Origin of the sequence: Kitasatospora putterlickiae, assembly GCF_039527695.1 — a bacterium.
GTDB lineage: Bacteria > Actinomycetota > Actinomycetes > Streptomycetales > Streptomycetaceae > Kitasatospora > Kitasatospora putterlickiae.
The window spans coordinates 1-5361 of record NZ_BAAAKJ010000374.1 but is presented as its reverse complement, the minus strand read 5'-3'; the positions used below and the strand labels follow the sequence as shown (position 1 = coordinate 5361).

Genomic DNA, 5361 nt, shown 5'->3' with positions numbered 1-5361 from the left:
GTGCGCTCGGCCGGGTGGAGCCGCCTGGTGGCCGAGGCCGGCGAGGAGGCCGAGCGGGCGGGCGCCGAGGGCGCGGCGGCCGAGGCGGCCCGGCTGGTGGAGAAGCTGCAGGCCGAGCTGGCCGAGGTGCGCTCCGCGGCGCGCTCCGACCTGGAGCGGCAGCGGGCCGAGTCGGAGGACGTCCGGCGGGAGGCGGACTCGCTGCGCCGCAGGCTGCGGTCGCTGGAGAGCGACACCCGCCGGGCGCAGGCGGAGACCCGCAAGGTGGCCGCCGAGCTGGAGGCGGTCAGGGCGCAGGCGGCGGCCGAGCGGAGCGCGGCGGAGAGCGAGGCGCGCCGGCTGCGGCACCGGGTCACGGAACTGGAGAACGCCGCGGAGCAGAATCGCCGTTCGGCCCGCGAGGGGCGCAGCGTCGAGGACATGCGGCTACGGCTGCTGCTGGACACCGTGCTGCAGTCGGCCCAGGGGCTGCAGCGGGAGCTGGCGCTGCCGGTGTCCCAGATCCGCCCGGCGGACCTGGTGGAGGCGGTGGTGCCGGGCGCGGCCTCGCCGCACGACGTGGCGCGGCGCGGTCTGGCCGAGGACGATCCCGCGCTGCTGGACCAGCTGCTGGCGATCCCGCAGGTCCATCTGGTGGTGGACGGCTACAACGTGACCAAGACGGGCTATCCGACGCTGCCGCTGGAGCAGCAGCGGATCCGGCTGCTGGGCGGGCTGGCGATGCTGGCGCAGCGCACCCAGGCGGAGGTCACGTGTGTGTTCGACGGCCAGGACCTGGACGTGCCGGTGATCATGGCGCCGCCGCGCGGGGTGCGGGTGCGGTTCAGCCGGACGGGGGAGACGGCGGACGAGCTGATCCGCCGTCTGGTGCGGGCCGAGCCGCAGGGGCGCCCGGTGGTGGTGGTCTCGACCGACCGGGAGGTCGCGGAGGGCGTGCGGAAGGCCGGCGCGCGCCCCGTCGCGTCGGTGCTGTTGCTGAACCGGCTGGCCCGGCCGTAGCCGCTTCCGGGTGCGGGCCGGTCGGTATGACGGCTGGTCAGCGCCTGGATTGCGGTGTTGTGCGAGTTCTGTGAAGTCAGATCGGCGGTTCGGGTTCACGCGATCGGGGGAGTGGCGCGAACCGTGGATCTTCACTAGTGTCTGGCGTCAAACCTATTTTCCGGATTCTCACCCGTTCGGGTGAGGCCATTGGAAGAAGGAGCCGGTCCCTTGGCCTCCCACCGCCGTCCCAAGCAGCCGAGCCGCGCGCGGGTCTCCGTGCTCACCGCTGCCGCTGCGACCGCGGTCGCTCTCTCCGCCCAGGTCGCCGCCCACGCCGCGCCCAGCCCGTCGCCGAAGAAGGACGACGTCAAGGCGCAGATCGACCAGTTGCAGGAAGAGGCCGAGCAGGCCACCGAGAAGTACAACGGCGCCAAGGAGCGTGCCGACCAGCTGCGCAAGCAGGCGGACCAGCTGCAGGACCAGGTGGCCCGCGGCCAGGAGCAGATGACCCAGCTGCAGGCCGGGCTGTCCGAGGTGGCGGGCGAGCAGTACCGCACCGGCGGCATCGACCCGTCGGTCCAGCTGATGCTCACCTCCGACCCGTCCGGCTACCTGGACAAGGCCTCCAGCGTGCAGCAGGCCAGCTCCAGCCAGGCCGAGGCGCTCAAGGGCCTGCAGGAGCAGCAGCGCCGGCTCGACCAGCAGAAGGCCGAGGCGGCCGCCGTGCTGGCCTCGCTGGACAGCACCACCAAGGACCTCAACCAGTCCAAGGCCGAGGTCAACAAGAAGCTGAAGGAGGCCCAGGACCTGCTGAACTCGCTCAGCGCCGCCGACCGCGCGGCGCTGAAGGCGGCGCAGCAGCAGTCCGACCGCGCCTCGCGCGGCAGCGAGCGCACCGACCTGGGCAGCCTGCCGCAGGCGAGCGGCAAGGCGGGTTCCGCGGTCTCGCTCGCGATGAGCAAGCAGGGCTCGCCGTACGTCTGGGGCTCCACCGGCCCGAGCGGCTTCGACTGCTCCGGCCTGATGGTCTGGGCCTACGGCAAGGCCGGCGTCTCGCTGCCGCGCACCTCGCAGGCGCAGGGCAACTACGGCACCCGGGTGCCGTCCCTGGCCGAGGCCCAGCCGGGCGACCTGATCGTCTATCGCGACGACCGCAGCCACGTCGGCATGTACATCGGCAACGGCATGGTGGTGCACGCGCCGCGCACCGGTGACGTGGTGAAGGTGATGAAGGCCGACGCCATGAAGATCAACACGATCCGCCGGGTCTGACGGCTCGCCACGACACGCCCGGGGGTCCGCTGGGACTCCTGTGATCAGCGCCACCTCCGGTCGGAGGTGGCGTCGGCGTTTCGCGTGCGCTTTCGAACATCTGACGGACAATGATCAGCTCGCCGTGGGGATGTGATCACATTCGGTCATATTCACAAGGGAACTTGGGTATTCTTCCGACTTTTTTCTGACAAGGATTTGAACGGATCACGGATCTGTTACTAGGGTCGTGCCTCGAACCACGCACAGTCGATCACCCAGCCTGGGTGGCGGCGGGGTTCGCCGCCGAGTTCGTGAAGCAGCGGGACGGGGCCTTCGGGTCACCCGTCCGAACGAGGGCCCAGCAGTCGGGGGTCCGCTGTGGAGCGGAGCCGGGGAACCACACGTTCCTCCGGGGTGAATCGGCGCCAGGCCGGCCGCGCGAGCGGCGGGTGAGGCGTCGTAGGGCACGCTTCCGCCCGAACCCGTCAGCTCACCCGGTAGGCGGATGAGGAAGAAGGAGTCCGCCTTCGTGGCGTCCCATCGTCGTCCCAAGCCCGCCGGCCGCGCCCGTGTCTCGATCCTGACCGGTGTCGCCGCCGCTGCCGTCGCCCTGTCCGCGCAGTCCGGCGCGCACGCCGACCCGGCGCCGACCAAGGACCAGGTCAAGGAGCAGGTCGACCAGCTCAACGAGCAGGCCGAGGTCGCCACCGAGAAGTACAACGGCGCCCAGGCCAAGCAGCAGGAGCTGCAGAAGCAGGTCGCCGAGCTGCAGGACAAGGTGGCCCGCCAGCAGGCCGTGGTGACGGAGGCGCAGGGCGGCCTCGCCGAGATCGCCGGCGAGCAGTACCGCACGGGCGGCATATCGCAGACCGTCCAGCTGATGCTCTCCGCCAGCCCGGACAACTTCCTCAACCAGGCCGACGCCCTGAACCAGGCCGGCTCCACCCAGTCCGGCGCGCTGAAGGAGCTCCAGGAGCAGCAGCGCAGGCTGGACCAGGACCGCACCGAGACCCAGGCCAAGCTCGGCGAGCTGGAGTCCACCACCCAGCAGCTGAAGAGCTCCAAGGAGGACGTCCAGGGCAAGCTGCAGAAGGCCCAGGACCTGCTCAACACGCTCACCGAGCAGGAGCGCCAGGCGATCCGCGCCGCCGAGGAGAAGGCCGCCGCCGAGGCCAAGGCGAAGGCGGACGCCGCCAAGGCCGAGGCCGCCAAGGCCGCCAAGGAGAAGGCCGACGCCGAGCGCGCCTCCCGCGACACCAACCGCAGCAACCTGAGCGCGCCGTCCGCGCCCTCCTCGGCCCCGGCCGCCGCGGCGTCCAAGCCGGCCGCGCCCGCCGCCCCGGCCGCCAACAGCTCGCGCGGTGCGGCCGCGATCGCGGCCGCCGAGAGCAAGCTCGGCGCCCCGTACGTGTACGGCGCCACCGGTCCGAACTCCTTCGACTGCTCGGGCCTCACCGGCTGGGCGTACGCCCAGGCCGGCGTGTCGCTGCCGCGCACCTCGCAGGCGCAGGCCAACGCCGGCACCCAGATCGGCTCGGACATCTCCAAGGCCCAGCCCGGCGACCTGGTGATCTTCTACGGCGACCGCCACCACGTGGGCATCTACGTCGGCGGCGGCCAGGTCATCCACGCCCCGAAGCCGGGCGCGTCGGTCCGCTACGAGTCGGCGTCCAACATGCCGGTCAACACCATCGTGCGCCTCTGACCGAAGGTCGGCAGGCTCCGTCGGGCCCGGTCTCCCCACGCGGGAGGCCGGGCCTGCGGCTTTTCCCGGGCTCGTCGGGGCGCTCGGTCCGCGAACCGATCTGACGTCCGATAAGTGTCTGAATATTCGAGTTCGGAGGGGTTTGGAATCGGTTGCCCTGACTCGCTAACGTCTGCCACCGGACACCCGCTTCGACAGCCGCCCGCCCCGGTGCGGCGGCGGGCCGGGCCCAGGATCGGAGCCGACGTCGCATGGCCGTGCACCGCCGTTCCCCGCTGTCAGGTGCGCACGTGCTCGCCCGGGCGCTGGTGCTCACCGCGGCGGCCACCACCGCGTTGGGCGTGGCGACCGGTGGCAGCGCCCAGGCCGCACCCGGCTCGCCGGACGCCCCGGCCGACCGCAAGGACGTCAAGGCACAGGTGGAGCAGCTCTACGACGAGGCCGAGCAGGCCTCCGAGCGGTTCAACGCGGCCCAGGAGGCCCAGCAGCGGCTCCAGCACGAGACCGGCACGCTGCAGGAGCAGATCGCCGTCTCCCAGGACGAGCTCAACCGGCTGCGCGGCGACCTCGCCACCGTGGCCGGCGCCGAGTACCGGGGCGGCGGGATGACCAGGACCGTCCAGCTGATGCTCGCCACCGACCCGGCGGGCTACCTCTCCCGGGCCCGCGCCCTCGACCAGACCGCCGAACGGCAGAACGAGACCCTGCACGAGCTGCTGGGCCGTCAGCGGGTGCTCGACCAGCGCCGGGCCGAGACCACCGCCAAGCTCGCCGAGCTGGAGCAGACCCGCAAGGCGCTGGCCGAGAGCAAGCAGCAGATCCAGCAGCGGCTCGCCAAGGCGCAGCGGCTGCTCAACAGTCTCGGCGCCGCCGAACGGGCCCGGCTCGCCGCCCAGGACGCCCGTGACGCGGAGCGGCGCGCCGCCCGGGGCGCCGACCGGCTGGACTTCGGCAGCACCCCGGCCGCCTCCGAACGCGGCGCCGCCGCGCTGGCCGCCGCGGTGCGGATGGTCGGGGCGCCCTACGTGTACGGGTCCACCGGGCCCAAGGCGTTCGACTGCTCCGGTCTGATGTACTGGAGCTGGCGGCAGGCCGGAGTGACCCTGCCGCGCACCTCGCAGGCCCAGGCGTACGCCGGCCGGCGGGTCAGCCTCTCCGAAGCGCGGCCGGGAGACCTGGTGATCTTCTACCGGGACATGCACCACGTCGGGATGTACGCCGGCGGCGGGGTGATCGTGCACGCCCCCTACCCGGGCGCCAAGGTCCGCTACGAGAGCGTCACCACGATGCCCGTCTCGGGGGTGATCCGGCTCTGAGCCGCCCGGATCCCGCCGCCGGCCGCGGGCCGTCCCGGCGCACCGCCCTGCTGCGGACGGCCGGCGGGGTGGCCCAGCTGTCGGCCTTCGCCCAGGGCGTCGGCT

General features: G+C 72.6%; 4 protein-coding genes and 1 riboswitch. All 4 genes read left to right on the top strand.

The window, feature by feature from the left end:
* Positions 1-999 (top strand): NYN domain-containing protein (locus tag ABD308_RS33165; RefSeq protein ID WP_344343320.1); only part of this gene is annotated, 999 nt, incomplete at its 5' end.
* A 210-nt stretch (positions 1000-1209) separates the two neighbouring features.
* Positions 1210-2253, top strand: a complete 1044-nt coding sequence (locus ABD308_RS33160) for a C40 family peptidase (protein WP_344343318.1) — start codon at positions 1210-1212, stop codon at positions 2251-2253.
* A 346-nt stretch (positions 2254-2599) separates the two neighbouring features.
* Positions 2600-2754: riboswitch (cyclic di-AMP (ydaO/yuaA leader) on the top strand.
* 10 nt (positions 2755-2764) lie between these two features.
* Positions 2765-3940, top strand: a complete 1176-nt coding sequence (locus ABD308_RS33155) for a C40 family peptidase (RefSeq protein WP_344343316.1) — start codon at positions 2765-2767, stop codon at positions 3938-3940.
* A gap of 251 nt (positions 3941-4191) precedes the next feature.
* Complete coding sequence (locus tag ABD308_RS33150) at positions 4192-5256, top strand: C40 family peptidase (RefSeq protein ID WP_344343314.1); 1065 nt, start codon at positions 4192-4194, stop codon at positions 5254-5256.
* Positions 5257-5361: the final 105 nt, after the last annotated feature.

Excerpts from the sequence above, each read along its gene's own strand:
- ABD308_RS33150 (WP_344343314.1), top strand. The coding sequence starts at position 4,192 with ATGGCCGTGCACCGCCGTTCCCCGCTGTCAGGTGCGCACGTGCTCGCC.